Consider the following 23,658-nt stretch of genomic DNA (forward strand, 5'->3'; position numbering starts at 1 on the left):
CTCGGTGCCGGCCGGAACGGCGCCATCGCAGGATGGCGCCCGGCGGGCGGAAGACGGGGCCGGCGACCGGCCCCGCCGGTTCAGCGTCAGTGGCCGCCGGCGCCGCCGGAGCCCCACACGTAGATGAACGTGAACAGGAACAGCCACACCACGTCGACGAAGTGCCAGTACCAGGCCGCCGCCTCGAAGCCGAAATGCTTCTGGGGGGTGAAATCGCCCTGGTAGGCGCGGATGAGGCACACCGCCAGGAAGATGGTGCCGACGATCACATGGAAGCCGTGGAAGCCGGTGGCCATGTAGAAGGTGGAGCCATAGATGCTGCCCGCGAACGCGAAGTGCGCGTGCATGTACTCATAGGCCTGGGTCAGCGAGAACAGCACGCCGAGGATCACCGTGCACCACAGGCCCCACTTGAGGCCCTGCCGGTCGCCGTGCACGAGCGCATGGTGCGCCCAGGTGACGGTGGTGCCGGAGGTGAGCAGGATCAGCGTGTTCAGCAGCGGCAGGTGCCACGGATCGAGCGTCTCGATGCCCTTCGGGGGCCAATGGCCGCCAGTGAACTCCAGCCGCTGGAAGTTGATCGCCTCGCCCGAGAACAGCGAAGCGTCGAAGAAGGCCCAGAACCAGGCGACGAAGAACATCACCTCGGAGGCGATGAACAGGATGACGCCGTAGCGCAGGCCCAGCACCACCACGCGGGTGTGGAAGCCCTCGCGGCTCTCGTGCACCACATCGCGCCACCAGCCGAACATGGTGTAGAGCACGCCGAGGAAGCCGGCCATCATGATGAGCGCGGTGCCGCCGTGCATCCACACCACGGCGCCCGAGGTGAGGATGAGGGCGGAGACCGAGCCGATGATCGGCCACGGGCTCGGGTCCACCACGTGGTAGTCGTGCTGCTTGACGTGTGCCTCGGCCATGGTGAGCGGCCTCCCTTCCCCTGTCTCGCCCGGAACCGCCCGCATCGGGGCATCCGGTTGCCTGTTGCCCGGCCGTTCCCGGCCGCCTGATCATGTGCGCGGGCAAGCCCGCGCGGATTCTAGCCGCCCTGCGCGGGCTTGCCCGCCTTCTCCCCCACCCGTGCCACCGGCTTGTCCGAAGGCGCGGGGAAGAAGGTGTAGGAGAGCGTGATGTCGGTCAGCGTCTTCAGGTCGGGATCATCCGCGATGGCGGGATCCACGAAGAAGACCACCGGCATGTCCATGGTCTCGTTCGCGCCCAGCGCCTGCTCGTTGAAGCAGAAGCACTGCATCTTCACGAAATACGCGCCGGCCTGCGGGGGCGAGACGTTGTAGGTGGCGTTGCCGCGCGTCTCCACCGCCGAGCGGTTGGCCGCGGTGTAGTGGGCAAGGCTGGTGGCGCCGATCTTCACCGTCAGGTTGCGCTGGGCGGGCGCGAACTGCCACGGCAGGCCGGGCGCAACGTTGGCGTCGAAATGGACGGTGATGTCCCGGTCGATGGCCGCCGATGGCGTCGCGCTCACGCGCGTGGCGCCACCAAAACCGGTGAGCGCGCAGAACATGGCGTAGAGCGGCACCGAGGCATAGGTGACGCCCACCATGGCGGCAATGAAGGCCGCGCACGCCGACGCCACCAGCATGTGCCGGGAGCCCGCGCGTCGTGCACCCTGTGCCGCATCCGCCTCTTTCACGTGCGCCTCACCCATTGCTCCGCCTCGCGGTCCGTTTGCCCCCCGGACCCGACCGCCGCCCTAGAGCGGACGGTTCAGAACGTTCGGCCCCAGCTTGACGATGGTGACCACATAGAACAGCACCGCCAGGAACCCGAGCAGGCCGGCGATCGCGATGTTGCGCGCCCGCCGCCGCTTCAGCTGCTCCGGCGTCAGGACCACGCCCTCCTGCGGAGGCGGCGGCGACTTCTCGTCCCCGCTCATCGCATCAGCCCGCCGATGACAGCTTCGCCGAGCAGGGTGGCGAACAGCGCGAACAGATAGACGATGGAGAAGCCGAACAGCGCCTTGGCCGCCTTCACCGCCGTCTCGCCCTCGCGGCGGCGGAAGACACGCCAGGCGAGGTGGATCATCCAGCCGCCGGCGAGCACCGCTACCGCGCCATAGGCCCAGCCGGCATAGCCGAGCACGGTCGGCGAGGCGGCGAGCGGCACCAGGAACAGCGTGTAGAGCAGGATCTGGAGCCGCGTCTCGTCAGGCCCGGCGGTCACCGGCAGCATGGGCACGCCGGCGCGGGCGTAGTCGTCGGCGCGAAACAGCGCCAGCGCCCAGAAGTGCGGCGGGGTCCAGAAGAAGATGATGGCCACCAGCAGCACCGGCTCCAGCGACACGGAGCCCGAAGCGGCGGCCCAGGCCACCAGCGGCGGGAAGGCGCCGGCCGCGCCACCGATGACGATGTTCTGCGGCGTCGAGCGCTTCAGCCACATGGTGTAGATGACCACGTAGAAGAAGATGGTGAAGGCGAGCAGCGCGCCGGCGAGCGCGTTCACCAGAAGGCCCAGCACCACCACCGAGAAGGCGGACAGGGTGAGGCCGAAGGCGAGCGCCTCCTGCGGCGTCACGCGGCCGGAGGGCACCGGCCGCTTGCGGGTGCGCGACATGACCGCGTCGATGTCCGCGTCCCACCACATGTTGAGCGCGCCCGCGGCACCCGCGCCGACGGCGATGCACAGCAGCGCGGTGAAGGCGATGACGGGGTGCACGTCGCCGGGCGCGCGCACGAGGCCCACCAGCGCCGTGAAGATGACGAGCGACATCACGCGCGGCTTCAGCAGCTCGAAATAATCGCGCGGCGCGGCCAGCCCTTCGCCCGCCGCCGCGAAGGCGTACGGCTCGGAACCGCCCAGACCTGCCCGCTCGTCACTCATTCCCGAACTCCCTTGCGCGCGCATTTCGCGCCTGCTTCCTGCCGCCCGTCCGACGCCGCCCCGATTGTGCCTCGGGCTTGCGCCGGACCCTCCCGTTCCCCGTACGACGGCGGGCGGGAGATGGCTCACGCGCCTCTGCGGGCGCCTTGCCTGCCGCCGGAGCCGACCGCTCCGGAGGCGGATGAAGCCGCGGTTGCCCGCGGCTTCGGGGTCACGACCCGTGCCCTGCCCTCACTTGATGCGGGGCAGCACCTCGAACTGGTGGAACGGCGGCGGGGACGACAGGGTCCACTCCAGGGTGGTGGCGCCGGGACCCCACGGATTGTCACCGGCCTTCTCCTTGCGGATGAAGGCGATGGCCGTGCCGGTGAGGAAGATCAGCACCGCGACGCCGGAGATGTACGAGCCGATGGAGGACACGAAGTTCCAGCCGGCGAACGCGTCCGGATAGTCGGCATAGCGGCGCGGCATGCCGGCGAGGCCCAGGAAGTGCTGCGGGAAGAACACCAGGTTCACGCCGATGAAGGTGACCCAGAAGTGCAGCTTGCCCCAGAACTCGGGGATCATGTAGCCGCTCATCTTCGGGAACCAGTAGTACCAGCCGGCGAAGATGGCGAACACGGCGCCGAGCGACAGCACGTAGTGGAAGTGCGCCACCACATAGTAGGTGTCGTGCAGCGAGCGGTCGATGCCCGCATTCGACAGCACCACGCCGGTGACGCCACCGACCGTGAACAGGAAGATGAAGCCGATCGCCCACAGCATGGGGGTGCGGAACTGGATGGAGCCGCCCCACATGGTGGCGATCCACGAGAAGATCTTCACGCCTGTGGGCACCGCGATGATCATGGTCGCGGCCACGAAGTAGGACTGGGTGCCGGTGGACAGGCCCACCGTGTACATGTGGTGCGCCCACACCACGAAGCCCACCACGCCGATGGCGACCATGGCGTAGGCCATGCCGAGATAGCCGAACACGGGCTTGCGGGAGAAGGTGGACACGATGTGGGAGATCAGGCCGAACCCGGGCAGGATCAGGATGTACACCTCGGGGTGACCGAAGAACCAGAACAGGTGCTGGAACAGGATCGGGTCGCCGCCGCCGGCGGGGTCGAAGAAGGTGGTGCCGAAGTTGCGGTCGGTCAGCAGCATGGTGATGGCGCCGGCCAGCACAGGCAGCGACAGCAGCAGCAGGAAGCCGGTGATCAGCTGGGCCCAAGCGAACAGCGGCATCTTGTGCAGCGTCATGCCCGGGGCGCGCATGTTGAAGATGGTGGTGATGAGGTTGATGGCGCCGAGCAGCGAGGACGCGCCGGCGATGTGCAGGGAGAAGATCAGCAGGTCCATGGCCGGGCCGGGGTGGCCGAGCTTGGACGACAGCGGGGGATAGATGGTCCAGCCGCCGCCGAAGCCGTTGGACCCGGCCGCACCTTCCACGAACAGGGACGACACCGCCAGGATGAAGGCCGGCGGAAGCAGCCAGAAGGCGATGTTGTTGATGCGCGGGAACGCGGTGTCCGGCGCGCCGATCATCAGCGGGGCGAAGTAGTTGCCATAGCCGCCGATGAGCGCGGGCATCACCATGAAGAAGATCATGATGAGGCCGTGGGCCGTGGTGAACACGTTGAAGGTCTGCGGGTCGGAGAAGATCTGCATCCCGGGCTGCTGGAGCTCCATGCGGATGCCGATGGACAGGGCGCCGCCCACGATCCCCGCCACGATGGCGAAGACCAGGTACATGATGCCGATGTCCTTGTGATTGGTGGAGAAGACCCAGCGCTTCCATCCCGTGGGGATGTGCGCGTCCTCGTGCGCCGACCCGTAGGACCCGGCGCCGTGGGCCGCGTCATGGGTGCCGTGGGTATGGGTGACTGCCTCGCTGGCCATTCCCGCTATCCTTAAGATCTTGCGATGCCGGCGCCCGTCTCGCCGCATCGCCGCTTGCTTCACCGCCACCGGCCGCTGCGGATGGCGAAATTCCCGGATGGCGCCGGCGTGCAGCCGGCGCGCCCTCACCGCGCCGCGGCGTCGGCGAGCTTGCCCCTGGCGTCGGCGGCCGAGGCGAACTTGGCCTTGGCCTGCGCCAGCCAGGCCTCGAAATCGGCCTCGCTCACGGCGCGCACGGCGATCGGCATGAAGGCGTGGTCGCGCCCGCAGAGCTCCGAGCACTGGCCGTAATAGACGCCCTCGCGGGTGACCTTGAACCAGCTCTCGTTGAGGCGGCCCGGCATGGCGTCGATCTTCACGCCGAACGAGGGCACGGCGAAGGAATGGATCACGTCGGCGGCGGTCACCTGGATCCGCACCACCTTGTTGATCGGCACCACCACCTCGTTGTCCACCGCGAGGAGGCGCGGCTGGCCGGGCTTCAGGTCCTTCTCGGGCACGAGGTAGGAATCGAAGCCGAAGCCGCCGTTGTCCGGATATTCATAGGACCAGTACCACTGGTGGCCCGTCACCTTCACCGTGATGTCCGGCTTCGGGATGTTCAGCTCCAGATGCAGCAGCCGGAACGACGGGATGGCGATCAGCACCAGGATGAGCACCGGCACCACGGTCCACGCCACCTCGATCAGCGTGTTGTGGCTGGTCTTGGAGGGCACCGGATTGGCGCGCTCGTTGAAGCGCAGCACCACGATGGCCAGAAGCACCAGCACGAACAGCACGATGGACGTGATGATGACGAGCAGGAGCCAGTTGAAGTCGTGGATCTTGTCCATCACCGGCGTCGCGGCGCCCTGCAGGTTGATCTGCCAGGGACTCGGCTGGCCGGTCTCGGCGCGGGCGGCCACGCTCGCGAGCGCCGTTGCGGCGCAGGTGCCCGCGGCAAGGGCAACGGAGCGGAGGAACGACATCATCTTCAACGGCTCTCCCTGGCCCGGCGGATCGCATCCGCCGTCTTCGGACTGCCCGGCACGCTTCGCGGCGTGCCGAACCGGCCCACGAACGAAGTGTGCAGCCTGCTCGGCATTGCCGCCGGCATGTGCCTTGGTTTTTCCAGGCAGCCACTCTCCCTAGCTTTCATCAAACACAATTGGGTTCGCCTTGCAATCGCCCGGGGTTTGCCACCTGTGCGACAATAAGCCGGCTCACTCGGGCCCCCTGCGGAGTTCTGCCGCAGTGCCGCGCGGCAAGCCCGCGCGGGGGCAGGCTTCGGGGCGGAACGGTCCCGCTCCGGCAACGGCCGATCGGATTAAATTACGCTACGGAAGCGAGACAAAATGGCGCGCCGGAATCGCCGCGCAGGTACCTCCGGAAGGCCGCCGGGCGGGCATCCGGAAGCGACCTGAGGAGAATCTGCCCGCGCGGCCCGGAGGACACGCCGCTGCCGCATTGTTGACAGGATGCCCCGTCCATTAAGGCATTGGTTCAAAAAATCGGATAAGGCAGCATTTGCCCGGGCGCGCACCGGGTCCCTGCCGGAGCTTGCGATGGTCCTGACGTCTTCTGCCCGCCGTCTCGCCCCCCAAGGCCGTGCCGCTGGTCGCGCCGCCGGCCGGTGGCGCGCGAACGGGGGCCGCGCGCTCCGCGTGCTCGCCGGCGCCGCCGGTGCCCTCCTGACCATGCTCGTCGCCGCCGCCACGCCCGCCGCCGCGCAGGGCGTGGTGAAGTCGGTGCACGGCGAATGGCAGATCCGCTGCGACACGCCTCCCGGCGCGCAGAGCGAGCAGTGCGTGCTGCTGCAATCGGTGCAGGCCGAGGATCGCACGAACGTCGGCCTCACCGTCATCGTGCTCAAGACCGCCGACCAGAAGAGCCGCCTGCTGCGCGTGCTGGCGCCGCTCGGCGTGCTGCTGCCGGCGGGGCTCGGGCTCAAGATCGACGACCAGGACGTGGGCCGCGCCGGCTTCGTGCGCTGCCTGCCGAACGGGTGCGTCGCGGAGGTGGTGATGGACGATTCGCTCATCTCCCGCCTCAAGTCCGGCAAGCTCGCCACCTTCATCATCTTCCAGACGCCCGAGGAAGGCATCGGCGTGCCCCTCAGCCTCAATGGCTTCGGGCCGGGCTACGACGCGCTGCGCTGAGGCGCGGGCGACACGTCGCGGCCACACCGCCGGGCGCGGCGGGACCTGATCATCTTCCCCGGCCGCCGCGGCGGCCGGACCTGATCATCTTCCCCGGCCGCCGCGGCGGCCGGACATGCGTGCTGGCGTTGGGGACGAGGCGGCTCTAGCCTCTTGTGCGCCGCAGCAACGGCACGCTTTTGACATGCTTGCTGCGCACAAGTCGAAGCCGGATCGCGGTGCCGTGAACGCGGCGGCGATGCGGGGGCCGGTCGCCATCCGGGCAGACCGGCGGAGCCGAGCGGACGGGCGGGGAGACTGAGGGATGCACGGGGAAGAACGGGCACTGTTCGGCGCCGCGCTGGCCTTCCTGTGCGCCGCCGTCATCTCGGTGCCCATCGCCAAGCGCCTCGGCTTCTCTCCCGTCGTCGGTTATCTGCTGGTCGGCATCGCCATCGGCCCGGTGGGCTTCAATGTCGCCGACCCGAGCGTGGTCTCCACCGTCGCCGAGCTGGGCGTGGTGATGCTGCTGTTCCTGGTGGGACTGGAGCTGAAGCCGTCCAGCCTGCTGTCCATGGGCCATTTCATCTTCGGGCTCGGCACGGCGCAGCTGGTGCTGTCGGCGGCCGCCTTCGCGCTGCTGGCCTATTTCGGGCTCGGCTTCAATCCGGCCGCGGCGGTGGTCAGCGGCCTCGCCCTGTCGGTCTCGGGCACCGCCATCGCCCTGCAATTGCTGGGCGAACGGGGCGATCTCGCCTCGCCGTACGGCCAGCGCACCTTCTCCATCCTTCTGTTCCAGGACATCGCGGTGGTGCCGCTGCTGGCGCTGGTTCCGCTGATGGCCCCCGGCGGCGAGAGCGAGGTGGCGCGCGACCCCAAGGGCGCGCTGCTGGCCGCGGGCGTCGCGGTCGCCGCCATCGCCGTGATCGTGGTGGCGGGGCGCTATCTGCTCAATCCCCTGTTCCGCGTCCTTGCCCGCTCCGGCGCGCGCGAGGCCATGACGGCGGCGGCCCTGCTGGTGGTGCTCGGCGCCGCCGGCCTGATGGAGGCGGCGGGACTCTCTGCGGCGCTGGGCGCGTTCCTCGCCGGCCTTCTCCTCTCCGAAAGCACCTTCCGGCACGAGCTGGAAGCCAATGTGGACGCCTTCCGCGGCCTGCTGCTCGCCGTGTTCTTCATGAGCATCGGCATGTCGCTCGACATCAAGGTGGTGCTCACGCATGTCCCTGCCCTGCTGGTGGGCACGCTGGTGGTGTCCATCATCAAGTGCGTGGTGGTCTATCTGGTGTTCCGCGCCGACAACATCCGCCCGCCGGAATCGCTGAGCGCGGCGGTGGCGCTCATGTCGGCGGGCGAGTTCGCGTTCGTGCTGTTCCCGCTCGGGCTCGGCACCGGAATCCTCCGGTCGGAACAGGCGGCGCTGCTGATCGCGCTGGCGGCGCTCACCATGATTCTGGGCCCGCTCCTGTTCGCCGCGCTGACCCGCCTGCTGCCGCGCCTCACCCCGCCCGCCGCCGAGCCCCCGGCCGACGATTTCGCCGACGCCGACGGCTCGGTGCTGGTGATCGGCTTCGGCCGCTTCGGGCAGATCGTGTCCCAGTGCCTTTTGGCGCAGGACGTGAGCGTGACCATCATCGACAAGGACGTGGAGATGATCCAGAGCGCCGGCCGGTTCGGCGTTCACATCTATTACGGCGACGGCACCCGCCTCGATGTGCTGCGCGCCGCCGGGGCGGAGACCATGGAGGTCATCTGCATCTGCGTCGACAACAAGGAGGATGCCAACCGCATCGTCGAGGTGGTGCGCGCCTCCATGCCGTCGGCGCGCCTGTTCGTGCGCAGCTTCGACCGGGTGCACTCCATGGAGCTGCTGCGGCTGGGCGTGGACTTCGAGCTGCGCGAGACGCTCGAATCGGCGCTCTCCTTCGGCGCCCGCACGCTGGAGGCGCTGGGCGTCCCGGCCACCGCCGCCGCCGCCCGCATCGCCGACGTGCGGGTGCGCGACCGCTCCCGTCTGGAGCGCCAGCTGGAGGAAGGCATCTTCGCCGACGCCGACGTGTTCCACGGCCCGAAGAAGGTGGAGCCCGAGCCCCTCACCCAGCCGGAGAAGCGCGCCCGCCCGCTGAATCCGGAGGCGCAGGACATCCTCAGCCACGAAACCGAATTCTCGGGATGACGCCCTTCGCGCGGCGGTAACCGGTACAACCGCGTGGTGATTTCGGCGAGACGATGGCGTAAGGTTCCGCCACCGGGCTCACCGCCGGCATCGGGACGGGCGGGACGGACGGATGCCCCTTCCGTCCTCCGGGATCCCGCGGAGTCAAGCGTATGGACCAGTTCGTCGAGATGCTGCGGGCGGCCCAGGGCGGGCAGGCGCTGGAGAACATCGGCCGCATGTACGGCCTCTCGGCCCAGCAGGCCCAGACGGTGGCGGAGGCGGTCATGCCGGCCTTCGCCGAGGCCTTCCGGCAGGCGACCCAGTCGCCCGAGGCGCTCGCTTCGCTGATGACGCTGATGACCAGCGGTCCCTACGGTTCCTTCTATACCCAGCCCGCCGCCCCCCCGGCCGAGCTCTCCCGCGCCGGCAACGAGGCGCTGGATACGGTGTTCGGATCGTCCGAGGTGAGCCGCGCGGTCGCCTCCCATGTGGCGTCCTCCACCGGCCTCGGCGTCGCGGTGGTGAAGCAGATGATGCCCAGCTTCGCGACCCTGGTGGTGGGCGGGCTCGCCAAGTCGCTCGCCGCCTCCGGCGCGCTGCAGCAGATGATGGCGGCCATGCTCAGCCGCATGCCGGGCCAGACCAGCCAGCGCACGGCGCCGATCTCGTCCGGAAACCCGTGGATCGACGCCTTCCTCGCCTTCACCAGCACCGCCGCCGAGCAGGGCGGCAGGGCCTACGCCACCGGCAATCCGTGGGCCGATGCCTATGCGCAGATGATGTTCCAGCGCGCGGCGCCCGCCCCGCGCCCGGCGCCGGCCCCCGCTCCCGGGCCCGTCAATGCGTGGCAGGATGTGGTGAACGCCATGGCCCAGACCATGACGCAGGCCGGCGTTCCCCCGACCCGCACCCAGGCGCCGCCGGAGCCGCCGCCGCCTCCGCTGCTGCCGTTCCAGCATTTCTTCGCGCAGCTGTTCGCGCAGGGCTTTCCCCCGGCCTTCCCCGGGGTCGAGGACGGGCGCGGCTATTCCATCCCCGAGTTCTGGCTGGACATGATGCGCAGCGCCGCGGCGGCCACCGCCAAGCCGGTGCCGGCGCAGGAGACCCTGCCGCCGGAGCGTCCCCGCCTCGCCAAGCCCGGCAGCGGCGGCTCGAAATAGGCGAAGCCCGGCAGCGGCGGCGCGAAACAGGCGGCCGCGCCCTGCCCTTCCCGCATCCCGAAAAGAGAACGACCCGCGCCGGTTGCGGACGGCGCGGGTCGAAGTTCGGCGGATTCGAGGGGCGTCTCCGCCGGAGCTTGTGATGTCTGTGACACCGACCGTGCGGCCGGGCCGGAAGCCTCAGCTGCGCCGGTCGCGCATGCCCAAAGTCACCGCGGCACGGCGCTCGGTGGCGCGCAGCACGAGGACGCGGGTCGGGTCCTCGTGCAGGCGGGTGATGGACGCATCGCGCAGGTCGGCGCGGGTGATGCCGATGTCGCGCAGCATGTGATCGTCGAGACCGGCCAATTCGGCCATGACCTGCCGGCGCTCCAGCGCGCGGCCGATGGAACCCGTCGCATGCACGGCCTTGCGGGCCAGGGCGACGAGGCCGAGGCACAGGGCTGCGGCCATCTCGCCAGCGGGGGCGTAGACAATTCTGCGGGTTTCACCATGGATGGTCATGCGGGTCTCCTTGCCGGGGGTGAGGTTCCGGCGCCTCCTTTCACGGGCCTGAAATCTGCGCCGCGCCAGCTTCCCGGGGCCACCCGGTTTCGCCAGCTGCGTGCGGCCCGCCTCTTCTGGACCCGCCCGACAAATCAAGCTAGCGAATGTTTTTCATTTCAAATATCATCATCGTTGATGAATGAAGGGAGTGCGCACCCATGACGGCGATGCTTGACCCGGACCAGCTGCGCACCTTCGTCGCCATCGCCGAGACCGGCAGCTTCACCCGCGCGGCCGAGGTGGTGCACAAGACCCAATCGGCCGTTTCGATGCAGATGAAGCGGCTGGAGGAGCGTGTCGGCCGGCCGGTGTTCGTGCGCGACGGCCGCGCCTCCCGCCTGACCGAGGATGGCGAGCGCCTGCTGGATTTCGCCCGTCGCATCGTCAAGCTGAACGTGGAGGCGGTGTCGAGCTTCGCCGATGCGGCTCTCTCCGGCCGGGTCTGCCTCGGCGTGCCCGACGATTACGCCGACCGTTACCTGCCGGACATCATGGCGCGGTTCTCGCGCACCCATCCCTCGGTGGAGCTCACCGTCATCTGCGAGCCGTCGAGCGAGCTGGTGCAGCACATCGCCGGCGGCACGCTGGACCTCGCCATCATCACCGCCACCGAGATCACCGCCCGCAACGCCCATGTCATCCGGCGCGAGCGGCTCATGTGGGTGTCGTCGGCGCGGCACGCGGTCCATCTGGAGACGCCGGTGCCGCTGGCGCTTGGGCGCACCACCTGCCAGTGGCGGGAGATCGCCGTCTCGCGGCTCGCCGGCGCCGGGCGCGGCCACCGCATCCTCTACACCAGCCCCAACAGCGGCGCGGTGGCGGCCGCGGTGCTGGCGGGCCTTGCGGTGTCGGTGCTGCCGGAATCGGCGCTGCGGCCGGGCATGCGGGTGCTCGGCATCGCCGACGGCTACCCGCCCCTGCCCCCCTGCGACATCGGCCTGCTGCGCAACCGGCACGAGCCTTCCATGCTGGCCGATGCGCTGGCGCAGCACATCGTGCAGGGGCTCGACAACCTCACCGAGGTGGAGGCAGCCCAATAGCGGTCTGCGTTACCAGCCGCCTGTTGCCAGCCGCCCGTTGCCAGCCGCCCGTTGCCTGGGCCCTTGCGGGCGGCGCGTCAGGCGGCGGCCGCCGTCACCTGCTGGACGGGTGCGACCGGCCCCGTCCGGCTGTCCAGCGCCTCGTTGATGACATCCCAGATCTGGCGAAGGCGGCGCACGTGCAGGTCATCGCGCAGATAGGCGACGATCGCGCTCAGCTCGTCGGTCTCATCGAGCGTGCGCTCGCCGCTTTCGCCCACACCGCGCGCCGGCCGCGCCCCCGGATCCTCCGGCTCGTGCACGCAGAGAATGCGGGACAATTGACGCGCAAGGTTCCTGTTGTAGAGGCATCGCTCGAGGTCGAAGATCGTCCGCACCCCCATTTCACGCAGGCGAAGAGCCTTCGGGGAGCCGACGGCGACAATCAACTGCGCCTGCGAGACCCAGTCGATGACCTCGTAAAGACTGTAGGGCGTCTCCACGAACAGCTGGATCGGGTTGAAGGTGGCGAGATTCTGCACATCCTCGATCTCGAATTCCGACAACCTGAGCTTCATGAAGGCATCGATGCCGCCGATCATGTCCAGCGGCATCTCCTCCTGCATGTCCCGGCTCGCCCTGCTCACGCGTTTCTGCTGGATCCACGGGAACTTGGCGACGGCCGCGCTCAGAAACAGATCCGGCACGAAGCCGATGATCACCGCCACGATGGGCTGGGCCACGGCATCGGACAGCAGAGGGATGGAGCTCGCATACAGCGCACCGGCAATAATCAAGGCCAGCATGATGTGCGACATGCAGTAGAAGAACGACATGGGCGACAGGTCGAAGTTCGAGACGCGCTTGACCAGGTAGCAGAAGGTCCAGACATAGGCGCCGAGAAACGCCGCGCACAGAACCCACCTGAGGCTGATGTCCGCTCCCTCCCGGCGCCAGTCGACGATGGCGAACGGGCGCTCGGGGTTCAGGATGAGCGCGAAGAACACGAACGACACGATGACGAACAGCAATACCGGCAGCACGAAATGGACGCGATTCTTCGCATCGAAATGCTCGTCGGCCCGGACCGGATTGTCTTCCGGATAATACTTCCACTTCACCAGATCGAACGACGGAAGGATGGGGATCTGTCCGTTCATGTTGGTGACGGATTTGAACAGCGCTTCCAGGTCGCGCACGACCTCGCGCCGGAACGCCTTGACGTTCAGTCTGCCGACAAAGATCGCGAATGGCACCACGAGACTGAATGTCACGACAAGTGCGGACCGGATCATCTGGTCGTACGACATGCTTCCCCCCTGCCGCCCGAACGGTGGCACCTGCCTTCATGCAAGTATAGGGATATGCAACCTTAAAATGCACGCCGTTTCTTACACGCTCTCGGCGTAGCGCTCGTAGGCGTCCTCGACGGTGAGGATGTGCGCGCGCATGGCGGCGGCGGCGGCCTCCTTGTCGGCGCGCAGGACGGCGCGCACCACGCGGTCGTGCTCCTCGTAGGAGCGGGCGAGACGGCCAAGGGTGCGGAACTGGGCGCGGCGGAACGGCTGCACGCGGGCCCGCGTCGCCAGCGTCAGCTCGGCCAGATAGTCGTTGTGGCTGCCGGCATAGAGGGTGGTGTGGAAGCGCTCGTTGAGCACCGTGTAGCTGCGCTCGTCGCCGCGCCGGGTGAGGTCGGCGAGCTCGGCGTGGATGGATTCGAGCCCCGCGCGCTCCGCCGCCGTCATGTTCACCGCGGCGAGCCCGGCACACAGGGCTTCCAGCTCGGCCATCACGTCGAACATGCCGCGCAGCCGCTCCAGCGAGGGCTGGGCGACCAGCGCGCTGCGATGGGGCCGCGCCTCCACCAGCCCGGAGGCGGCAAGGTCGCGCAGCGCCTCGCGCACCGGCGTGCGGGAGACGCCATAGCGCTTGGCGATCTCCACCTCCTCCAGCGCGGTGCCGGGGGCGAGGCGGCCGCGCACGATGTCGTCGGCGATCTGGAGCCGCAGCTCCTCGGTCCGCGTCACCGGCCGGCCGGCGGCGCGGCGCTTGCGGGCGCGGGGAGCGGGAGCGGTGCCCTTTGCGGGCTGCGGCGTCAGGAGCGTCATGGGGGAAAACTACCCGAATTCGGGCTCGGCGCGAAATCCGGTCCAGCCCGTAAGGCTTTTGGCGGCATCGCCGCGGCGTCCGGTTGTTCAGCCTGGCTCGGCAATCATGGAGACGTGCGCGGCGACCACGCGCCAGCCATCGGCCAAGCGCACCCAGGTCTGCTGCTGGCGCCCCACGAGGCCGGGCGCGCTCTCGCGCCGGAACAGGGTGGAGGCCACCGCGAAATCCCGCCCGTAGGTGGTGATCAGCGTGCTCTCCAGCAGGCGCGCGAGCCCCACCGGCGAGCGGGCGCGGCGGAAGGCGCGGATGGCCTCCATGCCGTAGAGGTTCTCGCCGCCACCGTAGCGGATGGTACGCGGATCGTCGTGGAACAGCGCCTCGAGCGTCGCCACGTCGTTGCCCACCAGTGCCGCCTCGTAGCGGGCGAAGGCGGCTTCCACCTCCGCCTTCACCTCGGGAATGTCGATATCCATCGCTCGGTCTCCCTAAAGGCTGGCCACCGGCGCGCGGGCGATGCCCTCCCGCTCTAGCGCGGCGGCCACCCGCAGCGCCAGGTCCTCCCGCCACGGCGGGGCGATGACCTGCACGGCGATGGGCAGATGGGCCGCCTCCCCCGCCTGCACCCACACCGGCGCCGCCACCACCGGCAGGCCGATGAAGGAGATGGGCTGGGTGAACAGGCCGAGATTCGGCCGCACCAGCATCTCCTCCCCGCCCAGCACGAAGGTCTTCTGGCCGAGGCGCGGGGCGCGGCAGGGGGTGGCCGGGGCGATCAGCACGTCCCACTCGTGGAACAGCTTCAGCATCTCGGCGCGGAAATGCCGGCGGAAGCGCTGGGCCGCATCCACCCACGAGGCGGGGATGGCGAGGCCGGCGAACAGGCGGTCGCGCACCGCCGGGTCGAAATCCTGCGGGCGGGTCGCAAGGCGACGGGCGTGCAGGCTCGCGCCTTCGGCCGCGGTGATGATGAAGGCGGAGGCGCGGGCGCGGGCGGCGTCCGGGATGTCCACCATGTCCCCAGCGCCGAGCACGGCCGCCACCGCATCCACCGCTGCCAGCGCCTCCGGCAGGGCGCGGGCACGGAAATAGCCGCCGGCCACGCCAATCTTCAGCCCGCCGATGCCACCGTCGATCTGCGCCGAGACCGGCTCGAAAGGGCGCGGCGTCTGGCCGGGGTCGCGCACGTCCTCGCCCTGCATGGCGTCGTAGGAAGCCGCGAGGTCCGCCACCGAGCGGGCGAACGGGCCGAGATGGTCCAGCGCGGTGACGAACGGAAAGCTGCCGCCGCGCGACAGCCGCCCGAAGGTCGGCTTCAGCCCGAACGTGCCGCACAGGGACGACGGCACGCGGATGGAGCCGTTGGTGTCGGAGCCGAGCGCGATCGGCACCAGTCCCGCCGCCACCGCCGCGCCGGAGCCGCCGGACGAGCCACCGGCCATGCGGGAGAGGTCGTGCGGGTTGCGCGAGGGACCGTCGTGGACGTTCTCCCCGGTGAAGTCGTAGGCGTATTCACCCATGTTGAGCGCGCCCACCAGCACCGCGCCGGCCGCCTCCATCTTCGCCACCAGCGTGGCATCGGCGGTGGAAGGGGGCAGCTCGCGGTTGATACGCGATCCCGCCCGCGTGGGCAGGCCCTCCACGTCGAACAGGTTCTTCACCGCGAACGGCACGCCGGCGAGCGGGCCCGGGGCCTCCCCGGCAGCGCGGCGGGCGTCCACCGCATCGGCGGTGGCGCGGGCGCGCTCGGCGGTGACGTCGGTGAAGGCGTTGACTGCGGGGTCGACGGCGGCGATGCGGGCCAGCACGGCCTCCGTCACCGCCCGGGCGGAAACCGCGCCGGAGGAGACGGCGGCCGCGATCTCGCTGGCGGCGGCGGTGGCGAGGGCGGCGGCGCCGGGCTCGGTCAGGGGGGCGTTCATCCGGGCCTCACGGGCGATAGACGGGGGCGGGCTCCTCGGCATCGCCGAGGTCGAGGCTGCGCACCAGCACCGCCGCATCGGCGATGGCGCGCAGGTAGGACAGGGCCTCGGTGCGCCATTCCGGCAGGGGGCTGATGCCGCCAGCCGCAAGCGCGCCATCGAGCAGCTTCTCGAGGGCCGCGTCCTCCACGCGCGGGAGGGTGACTTCCTGTGCCATGGCGAACCTCAGACCGGGGGATGGGGAATGGCGGCGATGAGCTCGCGCGTGTAGGGGTCCTTCGGCGCCTCCAGCACGTCGCGCGCGGTCCCCTCCTCCACGATGCGCCCCTGCCGCATGACGATGACGCGATCGCACAACAGGTTCACCACGTGGAGATCGTGGGAGACGAACAGATAGCTCATGCCAAGGCGGTGCTTCAGCTCTTCCAGGAGGTTGAGCACCACCGCCTGCACCGACACGTCGAGCGCCGCCGTCGGTTCGTCGAGGATCACGAGATCCGGGTCGAGGGCGATGGCGCGGGCGATGCCGATGCGCGCCTTCTGGCCGCCTGAAAGCTGGTGCGGGAAGCGCTCCAGCAGGTTCGCCGGTAGGCCCACCATCTCGGCCAGCTCATGCACGCGCGCGCGCAGCTTCGCGCCGCCGGAATAGCCGCCCATGCGCAGCAGAGGATCGGCGATGGCGCGCTCGGCGGTGTAGCGCGGGTTGAGGCTCTCGGTCGGGTCCTGGAACACCATCTGGATGCGCCGGCGCATGGGATGGCGCGCAAAGTCCCTGGCCGGCACGGCGCTGATGTCCTCACCGGCGAAGGTGATGCGGCCGGAGGTGGGATCGGCAAGGCGCATCACCATGGTGGAGGTGGTGGACTTGCCGCAGCCGCTCTCGCCCACGAGGCCGACGCTCTCGCCCTTCAGCACTGCGAAGGAGATGTCGTCCACCGCGCGGAAGATGCGGTCGGCGGGCGGCACCGTCTGGCCCTTCAGCCGGGCGAGGAAGGCCGAGGGGGCGCCCTGGCGGGGATATTCCTTCACCAGCTGCTGCACCTCGAGCAGCACCTTCTGCGCCGGGGCGGGCGCGGCGGCGGTTGCCGCGACGCTGCCCACCCCCTCGCCCGCGAGCGGGGGATCGCCGGGAAGGGGGTGGGCCTCCGCCGGGGACGCCGCGGGCGCCGCGTCCTCCGGCAGGAGATCCCTGAGGGTGATGCCGGGGCGCGGCGTGGCGCGCATGAGCTTGCGGGTGTAGGGGTGCTGCGGATCGCGGAAGATGCGCTCGGCGGGCGCGGTCTCCACCACCTTGCCCTTCTCCATCACCATCACCGTGTCGCAATAGGCGGCGGCAAGGCCGAGGTCGTGGGTGATGAGGATGGTGGACATGCCGCGCTCGCGGGTGAGCTCGGTCACGAGGTCCATCACCGCCTTCTGGGTGGTCACGTCGAGGCCGGTGGTGGGCTCGTCGGCGATCATCAGCTGCGGCCGGCAGGCGAGCGCGAGCGCGATCACGATGCGCTGGCACATGCCGCCGGACAATTCGAACGGATAGGCGTGGTAGCGGTCCTCCGGCCGGGCGATGCGCACCTGCTTGAGGATGTCGATCACCTTCTCCTTCACGTTGCGCGGGTCCGCCTGCACGTGCTGGAGCAGCACGTCGCCGATCTGCGCGCCCACGGTGCGGATGGGGTTCAGCGCCGCCCGCGGGTTCTGGAAGATCATCGACATCTCGCGCCCGCGCAGGTCGCGCATGGCGCTTTCCGGCGCGTGGGCCACGTCGATGCCCGAGAAGGTGATGGCTCCCTCCGCGATGCGCCCCGCCCGGTCGAGGATGCGCATCACCGTGTAGGAGGTCACCGACTTGCCCGAGCCGCTCTCGCCCACGATGCCGAGCGTCTCGCCCTTGGCGAGGGTGAGGTTGACGTTGCTCACGGCCGTCACCGTGCCGCGGCGGGTGGCGAACTCGACGGTGAGGTCGCGCACCTCCAGCAGCGGGCCACTCGGCGCTTCCGAGGACTTGGCGGCGTGTTCCTTCACGTCCACAACTCCATGCATGGCGGCCTCCATCAGGTGCGACGCTGGGGATCGACGATGTCGCGCAGACCGTCGCCCAGGAGGTTGAAGCAGAACACCGCGAACATGAGCGCGAGGCCGGGGAACAGCGCGATCCACCATTCGCCCGAGACGATGTAGGCCGCGCCCTCCGCCACCATGATCCCCCATTCCGGGGTGGGCGGGCGCACGCCGAGGCCGATGAAGGAGAGGCCCGCCGCGTTGAGGATGGCGTAGCCCATGGTCAGCGACATCTGAACCATCATGATGGGCATGATGTTCGGCAGGATGGTCGTGAGCAGGATGCGCCAGTCCGAATTGCCGGTGAGGCGCGCCGCCTGCACGTAGCCGGCATTGCGGCGGATGGCGGCTTCCGACTTCGCCACGCGCACATAGAGCGGGAAGTTGATGATGGCGGTGGCGATGACGATGTTCGTCACCGTGTTGCCCAGCGCCGCCACGATGCCCATGGCCAGCACGAACAGCGGGAAGGCCATGATGGTGTCGGAGATGCGGCCGATGATGCGGTCCGTCCACCCGCCGAAGAAGCCGGAGGCGATGCCGGCGATGCCGCCCGCCGCGAACACCAGCGCCACCGAGAACACGGCGATGGCCATGTCGAGCCTTGTCGCCACGATGACGCGGGAGAAGATGTCCCGCCCGAGGTTGTCGGTGCCGAACCAGTGGGCGGCGGAGGGCGGCTGCAGCGCCGCCACCGTGTCGGACGCCAGCGGATCGTAGGGCACGATGAACGGCCCGGCGAGGGAGCATACCACCAGCACCACGAACATGCCGAAGGCGATGCCGGTGACGGGATTGTCGGAGATGACGTAGCGCGCGTGGGCCAGCGTCGCGGCGAGGCCGCGCGGCGCGCTCTGGGTGTCGGCAGTGGCGAGGGTCATGCTTCGCTCCGCGCGCGGGGATCGATGATGCCGTAGGCGATGTCGATCAGGAGGTTGAGGACCACGTAGAGGATCGCCATGGCGAGCACGAAGCCCTGCACCGGCGCGTAATCGGAGGTGATGAGCGCCTCCACCGCATAGGAGCCGATGCCCGGCCAGGCGAACACCTTCTCCACCAGCACGTTGGCGCCGAGCAGGAAGGAGAACACCATGCCCAGCGTCGTCACCACCGGCAGCATGGCATTGCGGAAGGCGTAGGTGAGGATCACCGTCGTATCCGTGAGGCCGGCGGCGCGGGCGGTGCGCACGAACTCGGAGGACAGCACCGAGAGCATGGAGGCGCGCGTCATGCGGGCGATGGGCGCCAGCGCGAAGATGGCGAGCGTGATGGCCGGCACCGCCAGCTGCGCCAGCGCGGCGCGGAAGGTGTCGAGGTCGCGGGCGATCAGGCTGTCGATCAGATAGAAGCCTGTCACCGTGTCGGGCGCCGAGTAGAACACGTCCAGCCGCCCCAGCGGCGCCGGCGCCCAGCCGAGCTTGAAGTAGAACACGTAGACCAGCAGCAGGCCGGTGAAGAACACCGGCAGCGACACGCCCGCCGTGGTGATGATGCGGCAGGAATGGTCCACCCATGACCCCTGCTTCACCGCCGCGAGGATGCCGAACGGCACCGCGATGGCGAGCGCCAGCACGAGGCCCGCGAGCGTCAATTCGGCAGAGGCCGGCAGGCGCGCGGCGATCTCGGTCGCCACCGGCTGGCCGGTGGAGAGCGAGGCGCCCAGATCCCCCTTCGCCAGGGCGGAGACATAATCCACGAACTGCGCCGGCAGCGGCTTGTCGAGGCCGAGCTTGGTGCGGATCTCGGCGATGGCCTGCGGGGTTGCGGCTGGCCCGGCGAAATAGGACGCCGTATCCCCCGGCAGCACGCGGGTGAGCAGGAAGGTGACGATCACCACGCCGATCAGGCTCGGCACGGCGGTGGCAAGGCGACTGCCCAGGAGCTTCAGCATGGTCCGGTCCTTCTCGACTGGAGAACGGGCCGGCATGCAGAGCCCGGCCCCGGAGCGCGATCCGGCCAGACCGGCCGGCCTGATCAGATCGCCTTCCCAACTCAACGGCGGAGGCCGCGTTTTCCGATGCGAAACGAGGGTGATCGGATCGGCGCGAACCCTGCCTCCGGCCGCTCCCGCGCGGGGAGCGGCGATCTGGTGGCGCCCTCGGCCGGGCGTGAGGACGCCGGGCTCGGGGGCGGAGCGGTCCGGCGGCCCTCCGACGGGGAGGAGCGCCGCCGATCCGGGACGACCCGGTGGGCCGTCCCGGCACTGTGCGGCCCCCTCCCCGCCGGGCGGGACAAGGGGCGGCCGCTCAGCCCTTCTGGAAGGCGCGATAGTCCAGCCGGCGATGGAACCAGTATTCGTAGCCGGTGATGTTCTTCTGCATCGCGACGTTCACGTACGGCTGGTACAGCGGGATGCGCGGCACGTCGGCGAAGGCGAGATCCACCATGCCCTTCACGTCGGCATCATACGCCGCCTTGTCGCCGTTGGCCGCCGCCGCGCGCGCCCCGTCGATGAAGGCATCCATGGCCGCGGACTGGTAGCTCATGGTGTTGAAGACTGAATTCGAGCCGTGGTAGCACCAGAAGAAGAAGTATTCTGGATAATCCAGCCAGCCCGAGAACACGTTGGTGTAGAGCGGCAGCACCTTCTTGTTCAGCTCGGTCCGCCAGTTTGCGCCGGGGATCTTGTTGATGCCGGTCTTGATGCCGATCTGCGCCAGGTTTTCCTGCAGCAGCACGCAGATGGGCTCGTTGACGCCGGCAAATCCGAGGTCGAAGGAGAGCGTGGTCTCGAACCCGTCGGGGTAGCCCGCCTCCGCGAGGAGCTGCTTGGCCTTGGCGAGATCGGTGGTGAACTTGGTGGGCTGCGGCCAGGCCACCTTGGTCTGGGTGTCGGCCGGCGCGCCGAACATCGGCTTGGCGAGGCCGAACAGGGCCGCGTCCATGATCTTCTGGTAGGGGATGGCATAGGCGATGGCCTGGCGCACCTTCGGATTGTCGAAGGGCGGGGTCTTCACGTTCATGCCGATGTACTGGACGCCGTTGGAATACGGCACCGAGGTGATGTTCAGCTTGCCCGCCTGCTTCATCTCCACGAAGTCCTTGCTCGGCAGGTCGTAGGAGATGTCGGCGTCGCCGCGCTCCAGCAGCGCCCGGCGGTTGCCGGCGGACGGCACCATGCGCCAGATCACGCGCTTGATCTTGGGCAGCGGGCCGCCCTTCCAGTCCTCGAAGCGCTCGAAGATCACCTCGGTGCCGGGCGTCCACTTGGTGACGCGGTAGGCACCGGAGCCGGCGGTGTTCTGCTTGGTGTACTCGAGGCCCCAGGGGTCCTTCTCCGTGGCGTTCTTCTTCACCAGCTCGGAATTGATGACGCAGGGCACGATGACGGCGAGGTCGGGGATGGTCAGCCGGTCCTTGCGCAGGAAGTCCACGCGCACGGTGTGGTCGTCCACCACCACGAACTGCTCGGGCTTCTCCAGCGAGCCGGCCTTCATCTGGAAGGTGGGGAAGCCACCCACCGAGACGGCGCGGTCCAGCGACCACTTCACGTCCTTGGCGGTGACGGGGGTGCCGTCCTGGAAGGTGGCGTTCTTCTTCAGCTTGAAGGTGACCGACATGTCACCGATGTTCATGTCCTCGGCAAGCTCGCCCTTGAGCTTGTCGCGGTCGTAGTAGCGCACGCCGTCCTTCTCGGTCATCTCGTGGGTGATGAGCCGGTCATAGGTGTTCCAGCTGGCCTCGTAGCCGGGGACGTTGGTGCCGACGCCGTGGATGTCGAGATTGTTCGGCCCGCTCTCGGAGACGATCAGCAGCGTCTCGTTGCGCGCCTGCGCCTTGGCCGGGGAGAACACCGCCGGGGCGGCGACGCCGGCTCCGGAGGCGACGGCGGTGGCGGACGCGGACTTCATGAATTCGCGGCGGTTCATCGGACGACATCCCAGATGGTGACAGTCGCCGCTTCCCATTCAAGTCGCGTGCCAATTGCATACAAAAATGCAGTTTTGTTTTACTTTCATTGACTTAATTGCATATCGCGCAGCGCTCACCCTCGGAGCACGAATATGATTTGCACTGTTTTTAATCATATATGTGCCGATTGTATGCAATTATATGCCGCAAGGAGCGGCCCACCCTGCCCCCGCTTCAGGCAGGGGTGCGGGGGGCGGGGTGCTCGGCACGCCATGCGGCCATGAGGCGCCGGTACCGGAGGGTGGAAACCGGGAGCAGCACCAGGTACAGCAGCGAGCACACCGACAGCACGATCCACGGATAGCTCGCCAGCAGCGCAAAAAAGAGCGCGACAGCCACGAAAAGCGGCAGCACCAGCTCACGCCGCACGCGCCGTCCCAGCGTCTTGCCGGACCACGCGGGCACCGTGGAGATCATCAGGAAGGCGATGGCGAGCGTGTAGATCAGGGCGATGGGCGCGCTCACCCCGCCGTGCGGCACGCCCACCAGCTCCAGATAGATGGGCAACAGCACCGTGATGGCACCGGCCGGCGCCGGGATGCCGGTGAAGAAGTCGCCGGCGAAGGGCGGCTTGTCCGGGTCATCCAGCATCACGTTGAAGCGCGCGAGGCGCAGCGCCGCGCAGATGGCGTAGGCGAGCGCGGCGATCCACCCCACCGAGCCGGCCTCGTTCAGCCCCCAGAAATAGAGCATCAGCGCGGGCACGCAGCCGAAGTTCACGAAGTCGGCGAGGCTGTCGAGCTCGGCGCCGAAGCGCGAGGTGCCCTTGAGCGCGCGGGCGAGCCGCCCGTCCACCCCGTCCAGGAGCGCCGCGAACACGATGGCCGCGAGCGCCAGCTCGATCCGCTCCTCGATGGCGAGGCGCACCGCCGTCAGCCCCGAGCACAGGGCCAGCAGGGTGACGAGATTGGGCAGCAGCACCCGGAGCGGCACGCGGCCGAACCGGCCGAAGCGCGGGCGGCCCTGCGGATCGAACGGGGGAAAGGGCGTCTCCATCAGCTCACCCGGTAGGCGGTCTCGCGCGGCTGCTGGGCCGTGAGATCGCACAGGATGGTCTCGCCCGCCACCGTCAGCTGGCCCTCGCTGACCTGGATGCGGGTGCCCACGGGCAGGTAGACGTCCACGCGCGAGCCGAAGCGGATCAGGCCGAAGCGCTCGCCGGCGCCGATCGACTCACCCTCGCGCACGAAGGAGACGATGCGGCGGGCGATGAGGCCGGCGATCTGCACCACGCCCACGCGGCACAGCGGCGTGGAGAGCACGAGGCCGTTGCGCTCGTTGTCCTCGCTCGCCTTGTCGAGGTCGGCATTGAGGAACAGGCCCGGCTTGTAGGCGAGCCGCTCGATTCGGCCGGTCACCGGCGCGCGGTTCACGTGGACGTTGAACACGTTCATGAAGATGGAGATGCGCAGCAGCGGCTCGTCCGAGAGGTCGAGCTCGCGCGGGGGCTTGGCAAGGCCCACCTGGGAGATGCGCCCGTCCGCCGGCGCCACCACCAGCCCCTCGCGCACCGGCGTCACGCGCGGCGGATCGCGGAAGAACAGGGCGGTCCAGATGGCGAGGCCCACCGCGATCATGCCGAGGAAGGTGGAGACCCACAAAAGAACCAGCGCGATCACGACCGCGATGGCGATGAAGGGATAGCCTTCCCGGTGGATGGGCACGAGCGACTTGCGGATGGTGGTGACGAGCGACAACAGGGCCTCCGTGGCGCCCCGCGGCGCCGGCTGAGGGCACAGGTAGTGAGGGCCGGCCCCGCCGTCAAATGTCCGTGCGCCGGCAAGCCCGCCCGGTCCCTCCCGCGGCCGCGTCCTGCCGGTGCGTTCCGGGCTATCTCCGGGCCGCGCCTCCTCCGCCACCTCGCGGGAAAACCGGCGCGGCGGCGCGCCGCGCTCCGCGCCCTCGCGGCGGTGGCCGCCCGTCCGGGTTCTCACTGCC

At 69.2% G+C, this 23,658-nt stretch carries 22 protein-coding genes; 4 read left to right on the forward strand and 18 right to left on the reverse strand.

The genetic code is table 11. The annotated features are described in order from the left end of the window. Positions 1-86: 86 nt before the first annotated feature. From V5F49_RS01510 to coxB, 6 genes are all read right to left on the reverse strand, one after another. Positions 87-920 carry a cytochrome c oxidase subunit 3 gene (locus V5F49_RS01510; RefSeq protein WP_394118413.1) on the reverse strand — a complete coding sequence of 278 codons (834 nt, stop codon included), beginning with the start codon at positions 918-920 and terminating at the stop codon, positions 87-89. A 119-nt stretch (positions 921-1,039) separates the two neighbouring features. Beyond that, complete coding sequence (locus V5F49_RS01515) at positions 1,040-1,600, reverse strand: cytochrome c oxidase assembly protein (RefSeq protein ID WP_394118414.1); 561 nt, start codon at positions 1,598-1,600, stop codon at positions 1,040-1,042. Positions 1,601-1,711: 111 nt separating this feature from the next. After that, positions 1,712-1,894, reverse strand: coding sequence for a cytochrome c oxidase system small membrane protein (locus V5F49_RS01520; protein ID WP_394118415.1), 183 nt, complete (start codon positions 1,892-1,894; stop codon positions 1,712-1,714). Beyond that, the gene (gene cyoE / locus V5F49_RS01525; protein WP_394118416.1) at positions 1,891-2,838 is read right to left on the reverse strand and encodes a heme o synthase; all 948 of its coding nucleotides are present in this window, start codon (positions 2,836-2,838) and stop codon (positions 1,891-1,893) included. The genes V5F49_RS01520 and cyoE overlap by 4 nt, the downstream gene beginning before the upstream one ends. 231 nt (positions 2,839-3,069) lie before the next feature. Next, complete coding sequence (gene ctaD / locus V5F49_RS01530; protein ID WP_394118417.1) at positions 3,070-4,725, reverse strand: cytochrome c oxidase subunit I; 1,656 nt, start codon at positions 4,723-4,725, stop codon at positions 3,070-3,072. A gap of 125 nt (positions 4,726-4,850) precedes the next feature. Beyond that, positions 4,851-5,696: a cytochrome c oxidase subunit II gene (gene coxB / locus V5F49_RS01535; RefSeq protein WP_394118418.1), complete on the reverse strand. Its 846-nt coding sequence runs from the start codon at positions 5,694-5,696 to the stop codon at positions 4,851-4,853. A 705-nt stretch (positions 5,697-6,401) separates the two neighbouring features. Between coxB and V5F49_RS01540 the strand changes: the two genes are divergently transcribed. The 3 genes from V5F49_RS01540 (at position 6,402) to V5F49_RS01550 (ending at position 10,157) form a co-directional block, all read left to right on the forward strand. Continuing rightward, the gene (locus V5F49_RS01540; RefSeq protein ID WP_394118468.1) at positions 6,402-6,863 is read left to right on the forward strand and encodes an invasion associated locus B family protein; all 462 of its coding nucleotides are present in this window, start codon (positions 6,402-6,404) and stop codon (positions 6,861-6,863) included. A gap of 304 nt (positions 6,864-7,167) precedes the next feature. Further along, the gene (locus V5F49_RS01545; RefSeq protein ID WP_394118419.1) at positions 7,168-9,015 is read left to right on the forward strand and encodes a monovalent cation:proton antiporter-2 (CPA2) family protein; all 1,848 of its coding nucleotides are present in this window, start codon (positions 7,168-7,170) and stop codon (positions 9,013-9,015) included. A gap of 152 nt (positions 9,016-9,167) precedes the next feature. After that, positions 9,168-10,157: a DUF937 domain-containing protein gene (locus V5F49_RS01550; RefSeq protein WP_394118420.1), complete on the forward strand. Its 990-nt coding sequence runs from the start codon at positions 9,168-9,170 to the stop codon at positions 10,155-10,157. Between the two features lie 180 nt (positions 10,158-10,337). Here the strand turns inward: V5F49_RS01550 and V5F49_RS01555 are convergent, their stop codons facing one another. Then, positions 10,338-10,661, reverse strand: a complete 324-nt coding sequence (locus V5F49_RS01555) for a DUF1127 domain-containing protein (RefSeq protein WP_394118421.1) — start codon at positions 10,659-10,661, stop codon at positions 10,338-10,340. Between the two features lie 200 nt (positions 10,662-10,861). Between V5F49_RS01555 and V5F49_RS01560 the strand changes: the two genes are divergently transcribed. Continuing rightward, complete coding sequence (locus tag V5F49_RS01560; protein WP_394118422.1) at positions 10,862-11,743, forward strand: LysR substrate-binding domain-containing protein; 882 nt, start codon at positions 10,862-10,864, stop codon at positions 11,741-11,743. A 77-nt stretch (positions 11,744-11,820) separates the two neighbouring features. Here V5F49_RS01560 and V5F49_RS01565 read toward each other — a convergent pair whose 3' ends face one another. From V5F49_RS01565 to V5F49_RS01615, 11 genes are all read right to left on the reverse strand, one after another. Next, entirely contained in the window at positions 11,821-13,032 is a 1,212-nt protein-coding gene (locus V5F49_RS01565; protein ID WP_394118423.1) for a hypothetical protein, read from the reverse strand. An 81-nt stretch (positions 13,033-13,113) separates the two neighbouring features. Next, positions 13,114-13,830 (reverse strand): GntR family transcriptional regulator, encoded by a 717-nt coding sequence (locus V5F49_RS01570; RefSeq protein ID WP_394118424.1) that lies wholly within the window; start codon positions 13,828-13,830, stop codon positions 13,114-13,116. Between the two features lie 87 nt (positions 13,831-13,917). Beyond that, the gene (hpxZ, locus tag V5F49_RS01575; RefSeq protein WP_394118425.1) at positions 13,918-14,304 is read right to left on the reverse strand and encodes an oxalurate catabolism protein HpxZ; all 387 of its coding nucleotides are present in this window, start codon (positions 14,302-14,304) and stop codon (positions 13,918-13,920) included. Positions 14,305-14,316: 12 nt separating this feature from the next. After that, the gene (locus V5F49_RS01580; RefSeq protein WP_394118426.1) at positions 14,317-15,750 is read right to left on the reverse strand and encodes an AtzE family amidohydrolase; all 1,434 of its coding nucleotides are present in this window, start codon (positions 15,748-15,750) and stop codon (positions 14,317-14,319) included. Positions 15,751-15,757: 7 nt separating this feature from the next. After that, complete coding sequence (locus tag V5F49_RS01585) at positions 15,758-15,967, reverse strand: hypothetical protein (protein WP_394118427.1); 210 nt, start codon at positions 15,965-15,967, stop codon at positions 15,758-15,760. Positions 15,968-15,975: 8 nt separating this feature from the next. Beyond that, positions 15,976-17,790: a dipeptide ABC transporter ATP-binding protein gene (locus tag V5F49_RS01590; protein ID WP_394118428.1), complete on the reverse strand. Its 1,815-nt coding sequence runs from the start codon at positions 17,788-17,790 to the stop codon at positions 15,976-15,978. An 11-nt stretch (positions 17,791-17,801) separates the two neighbouring features. Continuing rightward, a complete protein-coding gene (locus V5F49_RS01595; protein WP_394118429.1) occupies positions 17,802-18,689 on the reverse strand; it encodes an ABC transporter permease in 888 nt (295 codons plus the stop codon). Further along, entirely contained in the window at positions 18,686-19,699 is a 1,014-nt protein-coding gene (locus tag V5F49_RS01600; RefSeq protein WP_394118430.1) for an ABC transporter permease, read from the reverse strand. Before V5F49_RS01600 ends, V5F49_RS01595 begins: the two co-directional genes overlap by 4 nt. Positions 19,700-20,054: 355 nt before the next feature. Next, positions 20,055-21,677: an ABC transporter substrate-binding protein gene (locus V5F49_RS01605; RefSeq protein WP_394118431.1), complete on the reverse strand. Its 1,623-nt coding sequence runs from the start codon at positions 21,675-21,677 to the stop codon at positions 20,055-20,057. A gap of 217 nt (positions 21,678-21,894) precedes the next feature. Next, positions 21,895-22,716 carry a CDP-diacylglycerol--serine O-phosphatidyltransferase gene (pssA, locus tag V5F49_RS01610; RefSeq protein ID WP_394118432.1) on the reverse strand — a complete coding sequence of 274 codons (822 nt, stop codon included), beginning with the start codon at positions 22,714-22,716 and terminating at the stop codon, positions 21,895-21,897. After that, positions 22,716-23,417 carry a phosphatidylserine decarboxylase gene (locus V5F49_RS01615; protein ID WP_394118433.1) on the reverse strand — a complete coding sequence of 234 codons (702 nt, stop codon included), beginning with the start codon at positions 23,415-23,417 and terminating at the stop codon, positions 22,716-22,718. Before V5F49_RS01615 ends, pssA begins: the two co-directional genes overlap by 1 nt. Positions 23,418-23,658: the final 241 nt, after the last annotated feature.

It is taken from the genome of Xanthobacter lutulentifluminis, from assembly GCF_043194675.2.
Lineage (GTDB): Bacteria > Pseudomonadota > Alphaproteobacteria > Rhizobiales > Xanthobacteraceae > Xanthobacter.

Bases quoted from the DNA above. Each gene is read 5' to 3' on its own strand.
- V5F49_RS01590 (WP_394118428.1), bottom strand. From the start codon at position 17,790: ATGCATGGAGTTGTGGACGTGAAGGAACACGCCGCCAAGTCCTCGGAA.
- V5F49_RS01595 (WP_394118429.1), bottom strand. From the start codon at position 18,689: ATGACCCTCGCCACTGCCGACACCCAGAGCGCGCCGCGCGGCCTCGCC.
- V5F49_RS01555 (WP_394118421.1), bottom strand. From the start codon at position 10,661: ATGACCATCCATGGTGAAACCCGCAGAATTGTCTACGCCCCCGCTGGC.
- V5F49_RS01520 (WP_394118415.1), bottom strand. From the start codon at position 1,894: ATGAGCGGGGACGAGAAGTCGCCGCCGCCTCCGCAGGAGGGCGTGGTC.
- pssA (WP_394118432.1), bottom strand. From the start codon at position 22,716: ATGGAGACGCCCTTTCCCCCGTTCGATCCGCAGGGCCGCCCGCGCTTC.
- V5F49_RS01510 (WP_394118413.1), bottom strand. From the start codon at position 920: ATGGCCGAGGCACACGTCAAGCAGCACGACTACCACGTGGTGGACCCG.
- V5F49_RS01585 (WP_394118427.1), bottom strand. From the start codon at position 15,967: ATGGCACAGGAAGTCACCCTCCCGCGCGTGGAGGACGCGGCCCTCGAG.
- hpxZ (WP_394118425.1), bottom strand. From the start codon at position 14,304: ATGGATATCGACATTCCCGAGGTGAAGGCGGAGGTGGAAGCCGCCTTC.
- V5F49_RS01605 (WP_394118431.1), bottom strand. From the start codon at position 21,677: ATGAACCGCCGCGAATTCATGAAGTCCGCGTCCGCCACCGCCGTCGCC.
- V5F49_RS01565 (WP_394118423.1), bottom strand. From the start codon at position 13,032: ATGTCGTACGACCAGATGATCCGGTCCGCACTTGTCGTGACATTCAGT.
- V5F49_RS01560 (WP_394118422.1), top strand. From the start codon at position 10,862: ATGACGGCGATGCTTGACCCGGACCAGCTGCGCACCTTCGTCGCCATC.
- coxB (WP_394118418.1), bottom strand. From the start codon at position 5,696: ATGATGTCGTTCCTCCGCTCCGTTGCCCTTGCCGCGGGCACCTGCGCC.
- ctaD (WP_394118417.1), bottom strand. From the start codon at position 4,725: ATGGCCAGCGAGGCAGTCACCCATACCCACGGCACCCATGACGCGGCC.
- V5F49_RS01600 (WP_394118430.1), bottom strand. From the start codon at position 19,699: ATGCTGAAGCTCCTGGGCAGTCGCCTTGCCACCGCCGTGCCGAGCCTG.
- V5F49_RS01580 (WP_394118426.1), bottom strand. From the start codon at position 15,750: ATGAACGCCCCCCTGACCGAGCCCGGCGCCGCCGCCCTCGCCACCGCC.
- V5F49_RS01540 (WP_394118468.1), top strand. From the start codon at position 6,402: ATGCTCGTCGCCGCCGCCACGCCCGCCGCCGCGCAGGGCGTGGTGAAG.
- V5F49_RS01515 (WP_394118414.1), bottom strand. From the start codon at position 1,600: ATGCTGGTGGCGTCGGCGTGCGCGGCCTTCATTGCCGCCATGGTGGGC.
- V5F49_RS01550 (WP_394118420.1), top strand. From the start codon at position 9,168: ATGGACCAGTTCGTCGAGATGCTGCGGGCGGCCCAGGGCGGGCAGGCG.
- V5F49_RS01570 (WP_394118424.1), bottom strand. From the start codon at position 13,830: ATGACGCTCCTGACGCCGCAGCCCGCAAAGGGCACCGCTCCCGCTCCC.
- V5F49_RS01545 (WP_394118419.1), top strand. From the start codon at position 7,168: ATGCACGGGGAAGAACGGGCACTGTTCGGCGCCGCGCTGGCCTTCCTG.
- cyoE (WP_394118416.1), bottom strand. From the start codon at position 2,838: ATGAGTGACGAGCGGGCAGGTCTGGGCGGTTCCGAGCCGTACGCCTTC.